The organism is Actinomyces sp. Z16, assembly GCF_003111765.1.
Lineage (GTDB): Bacteria > Actinomycetota > Actinomycetes > Actinomycetales > Actinomycetaceae > Actinomyces > Actinomyces glycerinitolerans.
Map to the genome: position 1 here is coordinate 491060 of NZ_CP027862.1, position 17000 is coordinate 508059.

13 protein-coding genes and 1 CRISPR repeat array are annotated in these 17000 nt (G+C 67.1%); of the genes, 6 read left to right on the forward strand and 7 right to left on the reverse strand.

The window, feature by feature from the left end; genetic code table 11:
• Positions 1 to 87: 87 nt before the first annotated feature.
• Complete coding sequence (locus C3B71_RS01970; RefSeq protein ID WP_234416039.1) at positions 88 to 1563, forward strand: C40 family peptidase; 1476 nt, start codon at positions 88 to 90, stop codon at positions 1561 to 1563.
• Positions 1564 to 1647: 84 nt separating this feature from the next.
• Here C3B71_RS01970 and C3B71_RS01975 read toward each other — a convergent pair whose 3' ends face one another.
• Positions 1648 to 2148: an inorganic diphosphatase gene (locus C3B71_RS01975; RefSeq protein WP_073330211.1), complete on the reverse strand. Its 501-nt coding sequence runs from the start codon at positions 2146 to 2148 to the stop codon at positions 1648 to 1650.
• A 235-nt stretch (positions 2149 to 2383) separates the two neighbouring features.
• On the opposite strand from C3B71_RS01975, the gene dacB reads away from it, so the two are divergent.
• The 3 genes from dacB to hpt all read left to right on the forward strand — a co-directional run bounded on the left by dacB (position 2384) and on the right by hpt (position 5647).
• On the forward strand, positions 2384 to 3778 hold the full coding sequence (dacB, locus tag C3B71_RS01980) for a D-alanyl-D-alanine carboxypeptidase/D-alanyl-D-alanine endopeptidase (protein WP_073330208.1): 1395 nt from the start codon (positions 2384 to 2386) through the stop codon (positions 3776 to 3778).
• 12 nt (positions 3779 to 3790) lie between these two features.
• Positions 3791 to 4897: a zinc-dependent metalloprotease gene (locus C3B71_RS01985; RefSeq protein ID WP_108965786.1), complete on the forward strand. Its 1107-nt coding sequence runs from the start codon at positions 3791 to 3793 to the stop codon at positions 4895 to 4897.
• 195 nt (positions 4898 to 5092) lie between these two features.
• On the forward strand, positions 5093 to 5647 hold the full coding sequence (gene hpt, locus C3B71_RS01990) for a hypoxanthine phosphoribosyltransferase (RefSeq protein ID WP_108965788.1): 555 nt from the start codon (positions 5093 to 5095) through the stop codon (positions 5645 to 5647).
• 26 nt (positions 5648 to 5673) lie between these two features.
• On the opposite strand, the gene cas6 is transcribed toward hpt, so the two are convergent.
• The 3 genes from cas6 to C3B71_RS15765 all read right to left on the reverse strand — a co-directional run bounded on the left by cas6 (position 5674) and on the right by C3B71_RS15765 (position 9095).
• Positions 5674 to 6480, reverse strand: coding sequence for a CRISPR system precrRNA processing endoribonuclease RAMP protein Cas6 (gene cas6, locus C3B71_RS01995; RefSeq protein WP_108965790.1), 807 nt, complete (start codon positions 6478 to 6480; stop codon positions 5674 to 5676).
• Positions 6481 to 7022: 542 nt separating this feature from the next.
• Positions 7023 to 7866: a CRISPR direct-repeat array (repeat unit 37 nt; unit sequence GTCAGGAAGCACCTCGCACCTTAAGGTGCATTAAGAC).
• Between the two features lie 660 nt (positions 7867 to 8526).
• Positions 8527 to 8874 carry a type II toxin-antitoxin system PemK/MazF family toxin gene (locus tag C3B71_RS02000; RefSeq protein WP_108965792.1) on the reverse strand — a complete coding sequence of 116 codons (348 nt, stop codon included), beginning with the start codon at positions 8872 to 8874 and terminating at the stop codon, positions 8527 to 8529.
• Positions 8862 to 9095 (reverse strand): hypothetical protein, encoded by a 234-nt coding sequence (locus tag C3B71_RS15765; protein ID WP_146752337.1) that lies wholly within the window; start codon positions 9093 to 9095, stop codon positions 8862 to 8864. The genes C3B71_RS02000 and C3B71_RS15765 overlap by 13 nt, the downstream gene beginning before the upstream one ends.
• Positions 9096 to 9503: 408 nt before the next feature.
• On the opposite strand from C3B71_RS15765, the gene cas1 reads away from it, so the two are divergent.
• Both cas1 and cas2 read left to right on the forward strand, forming a co-directional pair.
• Entirely contained in the window at positions 9504 to 11630 is a 2127-nt protein-coding gene (cas1, locus tag C3B71_RS02005) for a CRISPR-associated endonuclease Cas1 (protein WP_159097614.1), read from the forward strand.
• On the forward strand, positions 11621 to 11908 hold the full coding sequence (gene cas2 / locus C3B71_RS02010; protein ID WP_083565755.1) for a CRISPR-associated endonuclease Cas2: 288 nt from the start codon (positions 11621 to 11623) through the stop codon (positions 11906 to 11908). Before cas1 ends, cas2 begins: the two co-directional genes overlap by 10 nt.
• 41 nt (positions 11909 to 11949) lie before the next feature.
• Here cas2 and C3B71_RS15770 read toward each other — a convergent pair whose 3' ends face one another.
• The 3 genes from C3B71_RS15770 to C3B71_RS02020 form a co-directional block, all read right to left on the reverse strand.
• A complete protein-coding gene (locus C3B71_RS15770; RefSeq protein WP_159097615.1) occupies positions 11950 to 12087 on the reverse strand; it encodes a hypothetical protein in 138 nt (45 codons plus the stop codon).
• A 208-nt stretch (positions 12088 to 12295) separates the two neighbouring features.
• The gene (locus C3B71_RS02015) at positions 12296 to 14770 is read right to left on the reverse strand and encodes a hypothetical protein (RefSeq protein WP_111890606.1); all 2475 of its coding nucleotides are present in this window, start codon (positions 14768 to 14770) and stop codon (positions 12296 to 12298) included.
• Positions 14771 to 14783: 13 nt separating this feature from the next.
• Positions 14784 to 17000, reverse strand: coding sequence for a hypothetical protein (locus C3B71_RS02020; protein WP_108965799.1), 2217 nt, complete (start codon positions 16998 to 17000; stop codon positions 14784 to 14786).

The following is a 17000-nucleotide window of genomic DNA, read 5'->3' on the forward strand; positions in this document are numbered from 1 at the left end:
CTCTTGCGGGCGTTGGTGGGTACGGTATCCGCAGACACCCAGGGTGCGTCGGTCAAGGAGGCGCGCCGTAACACGTTCGGAGAATCTGTGAGCACGACCCATCGCCCGCGCCGCGCGAACGCTGCCCGGCGTGTGAGCCTTACGGCCGCGGCACTTGCGCTCGCCGTCACGCTCACCCCGGCCGCCGCAGCCGATGACGTAACCCAGGACGACATCGACCAGGCCAAGTCCGCCGAGCAGACGACCGCGGCCTCCATCGCCTCCCTCGAGGCCTCCCTGTCAGAATTGAGCGCCACCACGGCCGCCGCCGAGCTTGCGGCCTCCGTCGCCAACGAGGACTACCTGACCGCGCTCGACGAACTCGACACCGCCACCACCGACGCCGAGGACGCCCAGGCCGCCGCCGACGCCGCGGCCGCGGACACCGAGGAGGCCCGCGCCGACATGGGCTCGGTGGTCGCCGAGACCTACGAGGCGGGCAGCGCCGGCACACTGGACTCCCTGGCCCCCTACCTGTCCGGCGAGTCCTTGGGCGACGCCACCGACGTCAGCGTGGCCCTGACCCGCGCCGGGGAGAACACCGACGCCCAGCTGCAGAACGTCGAGGCCCTCCAGGCGGTCGCGGACACGATGCAGTCCATCGCGGACGAGAAGGTGGAAACCAAGCAGGCGGCCGCAGACGCCGCAGCCACCGCCAAGGCCGACGCCGACGCGGCGGCCACCGCCGCCCAGACGGCCCAGACCAACGCCGAGACCGAGCGCGCCAGCCTCATCGCCCAGCTCGCCGAGCAGCGCAACACCACCGTGGAGCTCGAGACCGCCTACCAGGACCAGCTGGAGGCGGAGCGCCAAGCCCGCGAGGAGGCGGCCGCGAAGGAGGCGGCCGAGAAGGCCGCCGCGGAGCAGACCGCGCAGGAGCAGGCCCAGCCGGCCGAGGCCACTCAGGCGCCGGCCTCCGCCGGTGCGTCCAGCTCCGGCGCCGACTCGGGTACAGGATCCTCCGCAGCCTCCCCGGCCCAGAGCCAGCAGCCCGCGCAGTCCTCCAGCTCCTCCGCCTCCAGCTCCTCCGGGGCGGCCTCATCGAGCAGCAGCACTACCTCGAATTCGTCCTCCACGGCATCCGCGCCGCGGCAGACAACCACACAGACCACAACCTCCGCCCCGGCCGCCTCGTCGTCGACCAGCTCCGGCAGCTCCACCAGCAAGGCGCAGGCGGCGATCGCCGGGGCGAAGGCCCAATTGGGCATCCGCTACGTGTGGGGCGGCGAGTCCGACGCGGGCGTGGACTGCTCCGGCATGGTCATGCGCGCCTACCGCAACGCCGGGGTGTACCTGACGCACTCCTCACGCGCCCAGTACGGGCAGGGCACCAAGATTCCGCTGGCCCAGGCCCAGCCCGGCGACCTGCTGTTCTGGTCCTCCAACGGCACCCAGCCCGGCATCTACCACGTGGCCATGTACCTGGGCAACGGCATGCTCATCGACGCCAACTACTCCCCTTACAACGTGAGTATTCGCTCCGTCTGGTACTCCCAGATCATGCCCTACGCGGTCCGTCCCTGAGCGGTGAGGCCAAAAGCAGACGGCCGCCGGCACCTCGTGGTGCCGGCGGCCGCCGTCGTCAAGCGGCTTGGGCGCGTCAGGCCGTCAGTGCCCCTCGCGGGCGATGCGGGCGGCCTCACGCTCGTAGGACAGGCGGATCTCCGCCTCCGCCTCCTCACGGCCGACCCAGTGGGCGCCCTCCACGCTCTTACCGGGCTCCAGGTCCTTGTAGACCTCGAAGAAGTGCTGGATCTCCAGGCGGTGGAACTCGGAGACGTCCTCAATGTCGGTGCGCCAGGAGGCGCGCTGGTCGCCCGCGGGCACGCACAGGACCTTGTCGTCTCCGCCCTTCTCGTCGCGCATGCGGAACATGCCCAGCGCCCGGCAGCGGATCAGGCAGCCCGGGAAGGTGGGCTCCTCCAGCAGCACGAGCGCGTCCAAGGGGTCCCCGTCCTCACCCAGCGTGTCCTCGATGAAGCCGTAGTCGTCCGGGTAGCGGGTCGCGGTGAACAGCATCCGGTCCAGCCGGATGCGCCCATTGGTGTGGTCGACCTCGTACTTGTTGCGGTTCCCCTTCGGGATCTCGATCGTCACGTCGAATTCCACGACTGCCTCCGTATCTCGCGTTGTGAGCAGGTGTCGGCGGCTCGGTGCCGAGAGGGGCCGCCCTTTGGCACTAGTGTGGACTATGACGGCGCTTCCGGTGGGAAAAGCCATGCCGCCCGCCTCGCGTGCGGCCGCCGCTTCCCGGCGCGATTGCGCCCGTACGTCGCCGCACATGCCGCCCGACGCGTTGCCGGAAACGTCCGCTCGCAGTAACCGCCCGACCCCCGGAGGAGCCGTGCACAAGGCCCAGATCGCCGCCCTGACCGCAGCCACCCTCGTCGTCGTCGGCGCCTACTACGGCCTGGCCGACGCCCTCGACCTGGTGCCCGGCGCGCTGACCGCCTCACCCGCCGACTACGCGGTCCAGCCCTTCCCGACGCCCGCTGCCGCCGCACAGGACCCCGAGGCCGCCACCGCCCTGGCCGACGACGCGCCGGTGCCCGCGGCCGGCGAGTTGGCCGCCCTGGCGAACACCCTCGCCGCCGACGAGCGCATCGGGGACGCCACCGCCGGCGTGTCCATCGTGGATGTGGCCAGCGGCGAGGAGCTGGTCGACCTGGGTGCCGGCACCGCCCTGACCCCCGCCTCCTCCAACAAGGTGCTGGTGGCCTGGGCCGCCCTCTCCCTGCTCGGCGCCGACCACACCGTGGACACCACCGCCGTCCTGGACGGCAGCACCGTCACCCTGGTGGGCGGCGGGGACGTGCTGCTGGCCGAGGACGACGGCGACCCCGACGCCACCATCGGCCGCGCCGGCCTGGGCGACCTCGCCCGGGACGCCGCCGCACAGCTGCAGGAACAGGGCGTCACCAGCGTCACCGTGGCCCTGGACGACACCCTGTTCACCGGTCCGACCTGGAATGACGCCTGGGCGGACGGCAACGAGGCCTGGGTGGCGCCGATCCAGCCGCTCATGGTGGACGTCACCGCCTACCCCTCCGGCGGTTATCCCGCCGATCCGGCGCTCGACGCCGCCCAGACCTTCGCCGACCACCTGCGCGAGGCCGGCATCACCGTCACCGGCACGGTCACCCGGGCGGCGGCCGCCGACGGCGCCACCGAGCTGGCCCGGGTCACCTCCGCCCCGCTGGCCGACATCCTGTCCGTCTCCCTGAAGGAGTCCGACAACACCATGACCGAGGTCGAGGGGCGACTGGTCGCGCTCGCCGCCGGTGAGGAGGCCAGCTTCGACGGCGCTACCCGGGCCGTGCTCGCCCGGCTGCGGGACGACGGCTTCGACATCAGCGGCGTGACCCTGCACGACTCGTGCGGGCTGGCGCTGGGGGACAAGGTCCCCGCCCGGCTGCTGGCCCAGATCATCACCCGCGCCTCCGGCGACGACGCCGGCACCGTCGGCCGCAGCCTGATGGCCGCCCTGCCGGTGGGTGGCCTGGACGGCACACTGGACGACCGCTTCATCGGCATTGTCGGCGCCGGCACCGTGCGCGCCAAGACCGGCTCCCTGGACACGGCCGCCTCCCTGACCGGCACCGTGGTCACCAAGGACGGGCGGCTGCTGGCCTTCAGCGTGATCGTGGACGGCTTTGAGGCCGGCGGGCTGTACTCCGCCCGCCTGGCCATCGACGACGACCTGGTCTCCCCACTGGCCGACTGCGGCTGCGGGGGCTGAACGATGGGCGGCATGAACCGGGGCGGCGCAGGCTCGGTGGAGCGCAGCGCCGCCGCCGGCGTCGACTGGGACCGGGCCCTGCGCCTGGCGCGCGCGGGCACGCCGGCCGGGCCTCACCTGCCCGGGGCGGTCCGCCGCGGTGCGGTCGCCCTGCTGCGGCGCAGCGCCGACGACACCCTCCCCTGGGCGGCGCAGCTCACCGGGCTGACGGCGCCGGCCCGGGTGGCCGCCGACACCACCGAGGTGCTGGTGGTGGACCGGATCGGATTGCAGCGGGCCAACGCCGCCTTCCTGCGCGCCCTCATGGAGCGCGTGCCCGACCCGTCAGAGGCGCGCCCCGGACCGTCCGAGGCCGTCGGCCGCGCCGTGGTCTCCTCGGCCATCGCCGGCCTGCTCGGGCTGATCTCCACCCGCGTGCTCGGCCAGGTGCTGCCCGCCGACGCCGGGGAGCGGGGCGCCCGCATGCTGCTGGTGGCCCCCAACGTCGCGGAATTGCAGCGACTCCGGGACCTGGACCGGATCGACCTGTCCGCCTGGGTGGCGCTGCACGAGGCCACCCACGTGCTGCAGCTCGCCGCCGCCCCCTGGCTGACCGCGCACCTGACCACACAGGTGGAGCAGGTGGCCACCGCCCTCATGCGCCCACTCACACCCGGCGAGCCGACCGGACTGGTCCGCCTGGCCCGGGCCGTGCGTGCGGGGGCGACGGCGCACCGGGGCGCTCCCGGGGACGCGGGTACACCATCCCCGCTGCTGACCGACCGCCTGGGCGCGGCCGAGCGCGAGCAGCTGGCGGCCATCACCGCCACCATGGCGCTGCTGGAGGGACACGCCGAGGCGGTTCTCGACGCCGTCGAGCCCAGCCGCATGCCCTCGGTCTACCGGCTGCGCGCCGTGCTGGGGCACGCCCGCGACGGCGTTGCGGGCACGCTGCTGGAGCGGCTGCTGGGCGTGGAGGCCAAGCAGACGCAGTACGTGGACGGCGCGGCCTTCGTGCGCGGCGTCGTCGGCCGGGTGGGGCAGGCGGGGCTGAACGCGGTGTGGCGGGAGCCGGCGAACCTGCCCCGCCCCGAGGAGATCGGCCGGCCGGAGGCGTGGATCGAGCGCATGGGCCTGTAGTGCGGGCACGGGTGCCGCAGCGGCGTTCGGGAGCCGCCGTCGTCGGGACATGCCGGACAACCGGGGCCGACGGCCCGGGTCGGAGCGCCGCGGGTATGAAAGGATCCGGGCGGGGCCGGAGCGCGCGCCCTCCCCGACGTCGCCCCAGCCGCCCAGTGCTTGCCGGACACTCACCGCTAAACAGGAGGCTCATTCATGGACGCCGCGGACATGGGACAGGACCTGCAGCAGGTACTCATCACCGAGGAGGAGATCAACCAGCGGCTGGACGAGATGGCCGCCCAGATCGACGCCGACTACGCTGGCCGCGACCTGCTGCTCGTGGGCGTGCTCAAGGGCGCCGTCTACGTGATGGCGGACCTGTCCCGGCGGCTGCACCGCTCGGTGCCGATGGACTGGATGGCGGTGTCCTCCTACGGGTCGGGCACCAAGTCCAGCGGGGTGGTGCGCATCCTGAAGGACCTGGACGCGGACGTGACCGGTCGGCATGTGCTGGTGGTGGAGGACATCATCGACTCCGGCCTGACCCTGTCCTGGCTGCTGGGGAACCTGTCGAGCCGCGGCGCCGCCAGCGTGGAGATCGCCACCCTGCTGCGCAAGCCGGAGGCCGCGAAGGTGGAGGTGGACGTGAAGTACGTCGGCTTCGACATCCCCACCGAGTTCGTGGTCGGTTACGGGCTGGACTATGCGGAGCGCTACCGCAACCTGCCCTTCATCGGCACTCTGCACCCCGAGGTCTACGGGGGCTGATTGCACCGCGCCGAGGCGGACGCGGTTCAGGGATTGGCGATGACGTCGAGCGTGCCCATGCCGTAGGCGGCGTGGGAGCCGACGTTGGTGAAGCGCGCCAGCGACATCAGCCGGGAGAAGACGCGGGTGGTGGCGGCGCCGACGACGCCGCTGATGCGCAGTGAACCCTCCGTGGCGAGGATGGAGCGGCGCGTCAGGCGGCCGCGCCGGTCGGCGCTGGGCATTCCCAGGTTTACGCGCACGGGCTCGGTGCGGTCCTGCATGGTGAGTACGTCGAGGTCGTCCCGGTGGAGCCGAGGTGGTTCGGTCTGTGGGGACCAGGCGTGCCAGCGGGCGTGCAGGCTCGTGGCGAGCTGCTCCGGTGTGACCCCGGGGACGTGACGCCCCCGGGAGGTGAACACGGTGGGGCTCAGCAGCGTGACGTCCCAGGTGGTGGAGGCGTCGTCTTCGGCCAGTTCCTCCCAGGAGACGCGTTCCAGGATCTGCGCCTCGGTGACGACGACGAGCGCCGTGCCTTCCAGGCTGCCGTCGCCGAGGGGGAGGACGCCGCCCCAGGCGAGCCAGCCGTCGAGGTTGTCCAGCAGGCGGTCGTCGAGCAGGCGCAGCTCCGCGCCGATCATGCCGGGTTGTTCGGTCATCTGGCCGACGCTGTAGGGCTTGGGGCCGTGCAGATTGTGTGGGGGCCTGGCCGCGAGGGAGGGGAGCAGGGCGGCGCGTTCGGGGGAGATGCCCTCGGGGAGCTCGAGTACCCTGCCCCAGGCGGCGTGCAGGCGGCGCGGGGTCAGGGCGAGCGCGTCGGGGGCATCGAACTGGAGGAAGACGGTGCTGGGCATGGGCGTCTGCCTCTCCTCGGATCGGTGCGTACGTGACGGCGCTGTGTGCTGCGGCGGTACGACCAGGTGTTCCGCAACGGGAACATCTTGGCACCGATTGCGCCGGTGCGGGGCGGTGTTGGAAGGGGCGGTGTCTGAGTAGAAGGTGCAATTGCGTGGGGCGGATATTGGTTGGCGGCTGGTATTTGTCACCCGGAGTTTGAGGGAGTCGCGGGTGGGGTAGGTGCGCTGGGGAGCGGGGGCGGTTGCGGGTGTGGTGTGTGGTGCGGTTGGGATGTGTGGGGTTGGTGTGGTGCTCGCCAGATGGTCACAATTCGGTCTACGGTACAAAGATTGGTGCATTTTGATCCTGACTTTTCCGCATGACTTCGTTGAAAGTTGGTGGCTGGAGGGGGTTGGAGGGGTGTCGGTGGCGCTTGGCTTGTTTTCAACGAAAGGTGGTAGTTTTGGCCTGGTGCCAGTCGGTCTCGTGGGGTGCTTGCGGGGTCGGTGGCGATCTCGCCTCTGGAAGTGGCGGTATGACGCGGTTTCCAGGGGTAGGGGTCAGGAAGCACCTCGCACCTTAAGGTGCATTAAGACGAGGAACTCGACCTCACGTGGCTTGAGGTTTAGGCGTCAGGAAGCACCTCGCACCTTAAGGTGCATTAAGACCGGCGGATGAAGGCCTCGACGGGGATCGCTTGCGAGTCAGGAAGCACCTCGCACCTTAAGGTGCATTAAGACGAGGCGGCGAGCACGTCGTCGATGCCGATGCGCTCGTCAGGAAGCACCTCGCACCTTAAGGTGCATTAAGACCATCATCGTAGATGCGGGCGACCTGGTCGAAGCCCTCGTCAGGAAGCACCTCGCACCTTAAGGTGCATTAAGACGTTCACCTTGTTCCAGTAGATGGGCATGATCGCTAGTCAGGAAGCACCTCGCACCTTAAGGTGCATTAAGACCCACCTTCTCCCGGAGAGTCTCTCCCACATAGCGGCGGGTCAGGAAGCACCTCGCACCTTAAGGTGCATTAAGACCGGAGGCGCGGCGCGGTCAAGTCGGCGGATTCGGATGTCAGGAAGCACCTCGCACCTTAAGGTGCATTAAGACTTCACATGCATCAACCGCCGCATTGGTGATTGTGATGTCAGGAAGCACCTCGCACCTTAAGGTGCATTAAGACTCTGGCGGATGGCGGACTCGATGCGATCAATTGTAACGTCAGGAAGCACCTCGCACCTTAAGGTGCATTAAGACGCCGGCCAGCCCAGGACAACAGCGCTCCCGTCATCAAGTCAGGAAGCATCTCGCACCTCAAGGTGCATTAAGACGCAACCGGGATTGGGCCGGCGTAGTGGTTATCGTCGCCTGTCAGGAAGCACCTCGCACCTCAAGGTGCATTCAGGTCCTCGGGGAGGGTGACCTGTGCGACGGACGCCGTGGGCATGGTGTCAAAATCGATGACAAACGCCTCCCACACGCGCCAACCCTGATCCCAAGACCGCATGATTCCAGCGATTTGTCCGCAGTTGACGACGTCGCCAGCCTCGTTTGTCATAGATCCGGACACCCTCGGCCGCTGCCCGGCGGAATCAATGGCAACGGCGAGCCGCCGTCGTACCGCCCGAACGCCCAACCAACTCGCGTTGGCGGCGCTACCACCAGTGTGGGTTGGGCCACCGCTCAACGAAGAGACAAAGGCAATGGACTCAGACTCGGATACACCGCCATCTTCGTCTCACGGTGACGCGCGCTCGTCGGAGGAATCAGCACGCACCGCCGGCGGCAGGCTCCCAGACAGCACCATCGCCTACGTGTGTAGCCTTTATCCCGAATCCGGACACTTTTCAGTCCTCTGCCCACCGGGATGTGCGGCAGCGATTGCCTCTGCCGGTCGAAGTACCCGCAGGTGAGCAGAGCGGCACTCGCTCCACGCGCGCCAGATAACACACCCTCAAACCGGAAGAGCCCCTGAATTCCGGGCACTAAAGTGAGGCGACTCGGGCCTGAGAGCACCTCGCAGGCAAGTAGCGTTACATTATGCCGGTGCCCGCTGCGTGCCTGCGTCTAAAGGTCCAGCACCAGCCGAAGTCCATCGTCCACGCGGGCGAGAATGTGCATGGGGATAGCGCCAATGCGGTTGTTCAACCTGGAACGGTCGACAACAAGAGTTTGCGAGACGTTGACGACGCACTGCTTGGGCAGGCCCGCCTCGCCGCGCTCCAACTCGACGTTGCCCGGCGCCGCCGCCAGGCGCAGGTTGCTGGTTATCGCTGACACGATGACGGTGGCTATACGGGATCGGTTGAACCGGTCCGAGGAGACGATCAAGGCGGGCCTGAGGTATCCGGGTTCCGAGCCGATGGGGTCGCCGAAGTCGAGCCACCAGACTTCCCCTCGAGCTACCAAGGCCATGCTCCCGACTCGATGAGTTTCCTAGCCGGTGTTAACGGCGCCTGCGCCGCCTCGACGTCTTCGAAGGCATTGAGAGCTTCAGTCACAGGATCATCGCTGTAGCGAACTATCAGATCGCGGACGGCCTTCGTGTACAGCTGCGACCGGCTCCATCCGAGGCGCCGCGCAACTTCCTCGGCTTCCTGGAACACCGGGTCTGGAATGGATACTGCCGTCTTCACACGCCGAGTATAACCGGTATGACCGGAGTGGCCTAGGCCGCCTTGCATACTCGGATGTAAGGTTTCGCCCGGCGGCCGCGCAGGGGACGGCCAAATGGCTGCTCGCGTTTGCGGGTGTGGCGGTCTGGGTATGTCCCGGGGCTGACGGTTCGGCACTTCGCCCCGACGCTTCGGCAATTGTGATGACGGTTCGTACCCCTGGGTGCCGAACCGTCGAACAATGGTACGAAGTGTCGATCAGAAGGTACGAACCGTCAGGTCCCGCCCACCACCCGGCTCTCTCGAGGGCCGACGGCGGGCGCCCCCGAGGGCGGACGGTGGGCGCCGGTGTGCCCGGATGCCCCGCTCATTGAAGCCGTCGGCGCTATGATCAGCTTGCGCCCCGCTGCTCGACGAAGAAGTCATGGAATGGACTCGCATGCAGACATCCCAACACCTTCCGCTGGCGGAGCACGCCCGGCGAGAGGCTCGGCGTCTGCTCGTCGGCTAGGTACCAGGAGCTATCGGCAACGGCGCAGGCGCCGCCGCAATGACGAGTTCCATGCTCCGCGACGGGATCAGTTCCTCGGCCAGGACCTGCCGCCGCTTGCCAGGCGCTCCCTCCTGTCGACCGAGCCCGCGGGCGCGGCCCCGCAGGAGGCAACCCCGAACTCCCTATATGAGCGCATCAGCTCGGTCGAGACGCTGACTGCCGCCTGGGAGACCGTGTTGGCCAGAGATGCCCGTGACGGCATGCTTCAGAAGCAGACGCGCGCCATTGTTGGCGACCTCGATCATTTCCTCGCCGAGCTTTCGACTTCCCTGCGCGACGGCACCTACGTTCCTGAACCGTTCATGCGACTGGACATCCCCAAACGTGAGCCCGGAGAGACACGAGCACTGCACATTCCGTCCATCCGCGACCGGATCGTCGAACGGGCCGTCCTGGACACGATTGCACACACCGCCGACCTACTGATGTCGACGTGCTCCTTCGCCTACCGCACCGGTATCGGCACAGATGACGCCATCGACCTACTCGCCACCCTCCGCGACGACGGCTACAAGTACGTGCTGCGCACCGACGTGGAGGACTACTTCCCGAACGCGGAAGTAGAGGACGCCCTCGCCGTGCTCTCCCCGGTGCTGCGGTGCGCGCGGACCATCAACCTGATCCGCCTGCTCGCCCGGCCCCGCCGCGCCCACGGTGAGCGGCGCGTGCGGGGCCGCGGCATCGCCCAGGGCTCTTGCCTGTCCCCGCTGCTGGCGAACCTGGCGCTGGCCGACGTCGACGCGGCACTGTGCGACGCCGGCTACGGTTACGCCCGCTTCGCCGACGACATCGTCGTGTGCGCCCCCAACGAGGACGACTTGCTGTCCGCATACGACCTGCTCAGCGCCAAGGTCGCCGCCCACGGGCTGAGCCTGAACCAGGAGAAGACCAGCATGACCACCCTCGACGAGGGCTTCTGTTACCTCGGAGTCGACTTCTCCCGCACCCGCCCGGCCGTGGACCCGCACCACGACATCAAGGGCCACCCCAACCCGGACAAGGTCGTCTACGTCGGCCGCGACGGCGCGCGGCTGCACGTGACCAAGGGTCGGCTGATCGTTGACGGCGCCGACGGACTCCCGCAGGTCTCCATACCCCGGCAGGCCGTCAGCCGGATCGTGCTCACCGGCGCGGTGGGGCTCTCCGCCGGTGCCAGGTCATGGGCGCTGTACAACGACATCGACGTCGTCTTCCTGTCGCGGCGTGGCAGCTATCTGGGCCAGCTCTCCGGTCTGCGGGACACCGCCAACGCTCGGCGTCTGCTCACTCAGGCCGCTTTCGCCGCCGACGACGGCGCCCGCCTCCCACTCGCCCGTGCCATCGTGCGCGCCAAGCTGCGTCATCAGATCGGCGTCCTGCACCGCATAGGCAGGCGTGACAGCGGGGCCGATATTGAGGGGACATGTACCGCTATCCGGGAGCTGGCTGAGGACGCCGCTCACGCCACCGACACCGACGAGCTGATGGGTCTGGAGGGGGCGGCGTCGACCGACTACTTCGAGGCACTGTCCCGGCTGGTGCCTGAGGACGTCGCCTTCCAGGGCCGCAGCCGCCGCCCTCCCAAGGATTTGGCGAATGCGGCCTTCTCCTATGCGTATGCGATCCTGCTGTCCGAATGCACCGGTGCGCTCATCGCTGCCGGGTTGGAGCCGTCGCTGGGTGTGCTGCACGCCTCAACCGACAAGCGACCCAGCCTGTCCCTGGACCTGATGGAGGAGTTCCGGCCGCTGCTGGTGGATCGTACCGTCATGGCGCTGCTGCGCTCGCGGCGTCTGCGCCCCGAGCACGCCACCAACTCCCCGGACGGGGAGGGCGTCTGGCTGGGGCCGGAGGGCAAGAGGGCGCTGGTGGACGGTTACGAGGCGACTCTGCAGCGGCAGGTCAAGGGCGCGTTGCCTGGGTTCGCGGGTACCTGGCGGCGGCACATTCACCACCAGGCGCAGCTGCTGGGGCGAGCCATTACCGAGCCCGGCTACGAGTGGACCGGTGCGGCATGGCGATGATCGTCATCCTGGCTTACGACGTGTCGGCCGACTCGCGCCGTACGCGTCTGGCGGCGGCATTGGAGAGCTGGGGCTACCGGATTCAGGAGTCGGTGTTCCAGCTGCGGCTGGAGGACGGTGAACTCGACGAGGTGCGTGAGCGCGTCAACGACATCATCGACTCGCGCGACGACGTGGTCCACATCTACCCGCTGTGCACGAACTGCCTGGGACGGGCCGAGGTGCACGGCACCGCCCCTGCACTGGACGACGGCGGCCTGTACCGCGGGGTGTGGTGAGGCGGCCCGCCGTCGGCACGGGCGTGAGGAACAGCACCTGTTTAGTGGTCCTCGGCGAGGAGCCGATCAACCTCCTCCGCGGTGATTGAGCGGCCGATGCGGAGCAGGTGCAGGCCGGTCTCCTCGTCCACCTCAAGAGTGGCAGTCGGCTTGGCCTGGTCGAGCGGTGCTGTAGTCAACTTCAACGACGTTGCGGGCATGGAGTCCCCCGGCACGGCCGTACTCCGCTCGGCGTTACGCTGAGTGCCGTCGGGCCGGCCAACAGTGGTGTGCGTGCATGCACCATATCGCGATGCACTTTATCGCAATACAGGTTGTTGTATGCGACGCACGCGTGCTGAGGTGAAGCGAGCAAACCGAACTGCAGGGGTACGGATAACCGCAAGGCTACGATCGGCCTTGCCTTTTACGGCTCTGGTCACCTCTGCGTTGCTGTCTGCGTCGTTGGCGGCTTTTGCTCGCAGTCGGTCCGGGCTGATCGGATTTGTAACTCCCTGAGACGCTGCTTGCATCCTGTTCGCCGGGTGTTGCCAGCAAGTCTGGTAGATTAAATTCGGAGTCAATCTTGCAATCATCAGGGTCGATGCCGTGCTTTACGCGGTTCTCCTCCCGGTTCTTGAACCAGTTGGTGGTGGCGGACACGCCAGTTTTACTGTCAGCGGGCTTGTGCGCGTCCGGGTACTGGACCACGGCCTTACCATCCCAGCCGTAGGCCGCACGCACGAATGCGCGTACCGGCAGGCTGTTCTCGAAGTCGCTGGGCAGCGCGTCTAGCGCGTTGGCCAGTCTGTCCGAAGCCGTCGTCGTTGCGTCGAGCTGCGTACAACCGAGGCATCCGTCGAGCTGCATGTACATTCCAGCTAACCTCTTACCGGTGTGCATGTGTACGTCGGTGGCCCTGATCTCGACCGCGCCGAGGCCGAGGGACTTGCCGAAACCGAGTCGGTGATAGCCGCGGCGCTTCGACTCGTCCTTGGGGGACGCATCCGGTGGCACTAGACGCTCTGGGGTGAGCAGCCATACCAGGACGGCGAGTTCCTCCGGTACGAGCCCTTCGAAGGTAAGTGTGGTGGTGAACTTGGCTCCAGGGTTTAGGAAGGAACCGGCTACCGTGTCGTGAGGGCCTACGGCTCCTTCGAGCCGCCTACAGTCGGGCAGGTCGTCCCGGCCGAGTAGCCTCCGATGCGTGGGATAGACCTTACGGATCAGAGTTTGCCCCGGTTGATAGGCATCTGCGCGGGTAGTGCTTTCAGCTAGGGTCCTTCCCTGCTCATCACGCAAATAAGGGAAACCCGTTGATGGCTTGGGGCTCGCCAGGGTTCGAAGCAGCCAACCCGGGCTATCAGCTTTAGGGGTGCGCAGCCACCTGCCTTCCTGGGGGAGTGCTGGCATAACGGGCCGGATTGTGATGCGCCCGCGCGCGGCGGCGGCTTGGCTGCGGTCCTTGTCCTTCTCATCGGCAACGAAGCCCCACATGCGATCGCCCGCGGAGGCTTGGGAGTGGGTGCGAGCGGGCGCAACCTGCGAGTCTCTGGCGAGACTCGCAGGAGGCACAGCGTCAGGGGCAGCACGTCGACCTACTTGAGACGGCACCAGAGCGGTTATGCAGCCATCGCCCGACACCGAGGCGAACAGGGGGATGCCTGGGCCTTTGGAGGCGAGTGTCCTCAGGAACTGCTTGATCTGTGCGCGGTCGGCCATGACAGCGGACTCTTTGCCCTTGTGCACATCGGGGTCGGAGGCGCCGAGGATCTGTCCGTGGTCGTCGATCTTGCCATTGGCGATCTCATGGATGAGCCACGTTTTCGAGTCGGTCGACTTCCGAGTCTTCGAGTTACCGGGAGTGCCCGCCTTTTCGCGTTCTATGAGTTGGCGTATGTTGAGCAAATAGCTGTGAATGACCTCAACCAATTGTTCAAGGACGTCGGTGCTTACAGGGCGGCGCGTTCGATTCTTCTCGGTGTCGAAGAACGCGAATTCGTTGTATTTGGTTCCGATAAGCGGGCGAGAGCCACGTGGTGTAAGTCTAACGACGACTCCGGTGTATTCCTCGGAGGAGGGTGGAGTATCTTCGTCTCGTGTCCCGCAGAAGCGTTCGCCGTCAATGCTCGCCACGACTGCGCGCTGTGAGTCGTAGAACTTCTCGGTTTGTACGGTGAAGGTGATTGGCTTGAGGTGTGGGGTGGCCGTGCGCAGCTTGTCCAGCCGTTTGTTGACGTCGGTCGTCGAGACGCCGCGCTTGCGCTCCTGGTTATCACGCTTGCGCGAACCTGAGTACATCCAGGCGCCAGTTGAGTCGTAGAGCGCGGTGGCAGACCGCGGGTCGTTGGGCAGAACAGCGGCACAAACGTAGTTCGGGCGGTCCCAATTACGCCTCACGTCTTTCGGGTCGTTGAGTCCAAGCATCAGACGTGCGCTCAATCCAGTTTCGGAAACGCCGTGTGGTCCGTTGTCATCGACCAGGAACACCGGATAGAGCGTGGTGGCTTCCTGGGTGGTGTGCCGGTGGGTGAGCACATGGTCGTGGTCCGCGAATACGCGCATGCGCGAAGCGGTGACCGCCTCGTACGCGGAGGAGAGGACCCCTTTGAGCGTGGTTACAGGAATAGTGGCATCTTCCCAAGTGCGGGCACCCTCCGGGTCTCCGCTGCGCGAGGCCACCACCACCCGTCTATCCGCAGTGCTCTGCCCCGGAATCGTGGGAGAAGCGACGGTGATAGTGAACGCCAACTCGCCGGAGACGGTATCCGGCGCAAGCCGATCCTGCCCAGACGGCGCGCCGTCGCCGGCAAACCCCGTGCCGGTCTTCCCGCCCGTGTCACGGACCGCGGGGATGCCGTTGTAGGCGTGGTGCCAATTCATTCTGTTCTCTTCTTCAGCGCCGCCGACCACGGATGCTGCCCGGGTACGGCGGCCGACCATGGCTCTGCGGACGCTTGTCGACGCGGAGAGGCTTGGCCGAGTGTGGGCCGAACATATCGCGAGGCCCGATTCCCTTTCCGGGATGGGGCTCGCCGGTACGTCCGTTGGTCTGGTTGTTCTCCTTGTTCTCGTTAAGAGTCATGTGCCGGACCTCAATGCCGTCGGCATAGCCGTAGGCTGCACGCTGCATCGCCTCTACCCATGGTGTCTTGTTGAGGTTCGACGAGTGGGACAGCGTGAAGTCGCTTGGCTCTGCGACCGGGTCATCGAGGCCCAGACACCCGCTGAGAGTCGCATAGGAGTCGGACAGATCGGCACCCCGACGCGCACGCAGACCGCCGCGGGCGATACGCACCTCCATTACCCCGAGACCGAAGGGCTTGGCTAGGCCCATTCGCAGGTAGCCGCACTTGGAGCGGTCAGAGTCCTGTTCCGACTCGGGAACTAGGTTCTCCGGGGTGAGGACCCAAATGAGAGCGGCAAGCTCATCGTGGCTCAGGTTGGTGAAGGACACGGTGCACCGCAGCACGCTGCCGACTTCTACCCACGACTTCGCGGTGAGCTGCACATCCGCGTTGTGCTGCTCGCGGCCGTTCATCACCGCCGGCGCTGTGGCCTGCTTGGGGAACTTCCGCGAGTCGAGCACGCTGCGGTGGACCGGATACGCAGCTGCCCCCAGCAGCTGCCCGGGGGAGAAGTACTCCGACCGCTTGAGCGCATTGGTGCTGCCTTTTGAGGAGGGGGTTCCACCATCGCCGCCGGTTAAGAAGCGGCGAGCCGATCCGGGCTTGGGCTCGAGCAGCGGCGTGAGTGTCTTGCGATCGCGGCTGATCCGTGCCCCGGACCCGTCGACCTTTCCCACGGTGATACGCCCACGTGCGGCCACATCTCCACGTGCAGCCTGTGGCACCGGATCTGGCACGACGTAGCCGAAGAGTCGGTCAGCGGCGGAGGCCTCCTCGGCTGTCGATACGGGGACCGCACCCTGCTCGAGGGCGAGGCGGTACGGGCTAGCGCTGTAGGCATGGCGTCCGATCATCGCCGGGACGACCTCGAGCACAACCGGCTCGGGGCCGCTGTCGTCTACAACTGCGAAGGCGAGGTCTTTGACCTTGAGCTTCGCTGCGGATGCGTCCTTCTGAGCGGCTCGAGTCGCCCGGTTCGGCTCGTGGCGCTTCCGCGGGGGGTCCTGCTTCCTTTGGTTAACGTAGCTGCGTACTACAGCCGCGTAAGCCTTGCAGACATCGGATTCGATGGTTACCTTCTTCGGTCCCTGACGCGAAACATCGAAGAAGAACCGTTCGTCATGTTTCCTGGGGAACAGGTGGTTCGGCCTCATGTCATCCGGCGCAGTACGGCACACATAGCCTTGGACATCATCCAGTTCGTCGACGACGGTTACCGAATCGGGGATGTCGAACAGCGGTGTCTCGCCCGCGTCAGTGATGATGTGGGTCACCTGCCAGTAGGCGTAGCGCGCGCCCTTACCACGGTCCCCGTGCAAGCAGAGTGAGAGATGACAGCGGATATGTGCGCCGTGCGGCGTCATCTTCGTGAGTCGTTGGGCGCTTACAAGCAGGTTTGCCGGCCCCATCGGGCCGCCTTGGAGCGAGGCCGCACGCATTGTCGGATAGGTTCGGCCTCTGTCATCGCGATAGTCGTTGGTGACAAGCGTGTCTCCGTAGAACAGCTCACCCACCAGGCCGTCTTCCTCCTCCCCACAGATACGGATGGGTACCAGGCCGAGCGCACTGGCGGCATCACCCCGGTATGTCAGCGGCTTGGTGTCCGCCTTGCGGCGGCGCTGGCCAGATGACGTATCGGGGATGTCCCCGAACACACGGAAGCGCGAGCAGGTGAGGGTCTCGTAGGCGCGGGAGATCATGCCCTTGACCATGGTCGGCGGCACTCGGAGCGTCTTGCCGTCCTCCTCAAGTGGCACCGTGACGGCCAGATCCTTCTGCTCCCCGAACACCAGCGGCGTGCGCACCGTCATCTCCAGGTCGATCGACCCGGACCAGCGATCGGGCTCAAGACGGTCGTGGCCGCGGGCGGCCCGGTCCTTGAAGAGGTCCTTTGACAGAACTCCGTGATCAGCCAGGCCAGCCGCCTTTTCGCGCGGCATCGGGATGCGGTTGACTGCGGAGTGGAAGTCCCCGAACTCGACCAT

What these genes read in the sequence shown, in the direction of transcription:
- C3B71_RS01985 (WP_108965786.1), top strand. Translation starts at nt 3,791, where the DNA reads ATGAACCGGGGCGGCGCAGGCTCGGTGGAGCGCAGCGCCGCCGCCGGC.
- hpt (WP_108965788.1), top strand. Translation starts at nt 5,093, where the DNA reads ATGGACGCCGCGGACATGGGACAGGACCTGCAGCAGGTACTCATCACC.
- cas6 (WP_108965790.1), bottom strand. Translation starts at nt 6,480, where the DNA reads ATGCCCAGCACCGTCTTCCTCCAGTTCGATGCCCCCGACGCGCTCGCC.
- C3B71_RS02000 (WP_108965792.1), bottom strand. Translation starts at nt 8,874, where the DNA reads ATGGCCTTGGTAGCTCGAGGGGAAGTCTGGTGGCTCGACTTCGGCGAC.
- cas1 (WP_159097614.1), top strand. Translation starts at nt 9,504, where the DNA reads ATGGACTCGCATGCAGACATCCCAACACCTTCCGCTGGCGGAGCACGC.
- cas2 (WP_083565755.1), top strand. Translation starts at nt 11,621, where the DNA reads ATGGCGATGATCGTCATCCTGGCTTACGACGTGTCGGCCGACTCGCGC.
- C3B71_RS02015 (WP_111890606.1), bottom strand. Translation starts at nt 14,770, where the DNA reads ATGAATTGGCACCACGCCTACAACGGCATCCCCGCGGTCCGTGACACG.
- C3B71_RS02020 (WP_108965799.1), bottom strand. Translation starts at nt 17,000, where the DNA reads ATGGTCGAGTTCGGGGACTTCCACTCCGCAGTCAACCGCATCCCGATG.